The organism is Pseudomonadota bacterium (genome assembly GCA_022361155.1).
In the GTDB taxonomy this organism is placed as follows: domain Bacteria; phylum Myxococcota_A; class Polyangia; order Polyangiales; family JAKSBK01; genus JAKSBK01.
Genome location: JAKSBK010000403.1, coordinates 1 through 1,177, shown reverse-complemented (window position 1 = coordinate 1,177; position 1,177 = coordinate 1). Strand labels below are relative to the sequence as shown.

2 protein-coding genes are annotated in these 1,177 nt (G+C 67.6%); both read right to left on the bottom strand.

Translation table 11 applies throughout. The features are described 5' to 3' along the window. Positions 1-772 (bottom strand): Na(+)/H(+) antiporter subunit D (locus tag MJD61_15710; GenBank protein ID MCG8556713.1); only part of this gene is annotated, 772 nt, incomplete at its 3' end. After that, positions 762-1,028, bottom strand: coding sequence for a hypothetical protein (locus MJD61_15705; protein MCG8556712.1), 267 nt, complete (start codon positions 1,026-1,028; stop codon positions 762-764). The genes MJD61_15710 and MJD61_15705, both read right to left, overlap by 11 nt. Between the last annotated feature and the right edge of the window lie 149 nt (positions 1,029-1,177).

Sequence of the window (1,177 nt, the reverse complement as noted above, 5' to 3'; positions counted from 1 at the left end):
TGACGGCGAAGAAGATGGGGAAGGCGGTCATGGCGGCGCCGATGGTGATCAGGATCTCGGTCCCGGCATAGCCGCGGGCGAGGGCGTAGACCGCGAGCTTGGTGGTGAACGCCGAGAGGATGACGGTGCCGGTCGGCGTCGCCTCGGGATAGGCGTCCTGCAGCCAGTTGTGCAGGAACGGGAAGGCGCACTTGATGCCGAAGGCGAGGAAGATGAGTTTGCCGCCCGTGCTCTCGATGCCGATGTGGCCGAAGGCGATGGAGCCGGTGGCGGACCCGTGCACCAGGATGCCCGCCAGCAGGATGACGCCGGAGCCGACCTGGATGATGAGGTAGCGCTGGCTCGCCTTCAGGGCCTGGGGCGTGCCCGCGGCCAGGATCAGGAACACGGACGAGATCGCCGTCAGCTCCCAGTAGACGAACAGGCTCAGCATGTCGCCGGCGAACACGGCGCCGAGGGCGCTGCCGGCATAGATCAGCGCCGCCATCTCCTGGCGGATGTCGTCCTGGTGGAGCGCATAGAGGTTGCCCAGGAAGGCGGCCAGCAGGAACACGTAGCCGAAGGCCAGCGCCAGGGCGTCGACCCGCAGCAGCTCCACCTGGTAGCCCATGAAGGGGAACGCCTGGCTCATGCCCGCATCCAGGTTCAGCACCTGCCAGAGCCCGATCAGCGGCAGCAGCAAGAGCCAGGTGCGCCGCCAGGCCAGCCCCAGGAAGGGCAGCGGCAGCGCCCCCAGGATCAGGATCAGCGCCGGCGTGAACTCAACGGTCATAGTAGTCCTCGTCGCGCTTGATGAGCTTGCGCAGGTACTTGCCGGCCATGACGATGCCGAAGAACGAGACGAAGCCGTAGAGGGCGTAGAAGCCGAACACCTCCTCGGCCTCGAAGTGCGGGTGCTTGTGGTAGAGGGCGTCGGCCAGGAACAGGCCGGCGCACACGGCCACGATGGCCCAGACGACCTTCCGCACGTTGGCCGGATGGTCGAGCCAGCGCTTGGGTTCGTGCTCCAGGTGCGGATGGTCGCTCATGGCGTCGGTCCCGTCAGTTGACGATGGGCCTGAGGAAGTCGTGGATGCGGCCGGCGAAGAAGAACAGGGCCAGCGAGCCCGCCGCCGCCGTGGCGATGGCGATCAGGCAGGGCAGCGGGGCCTCGCGGATGCCCAGGCGCTCGACCACC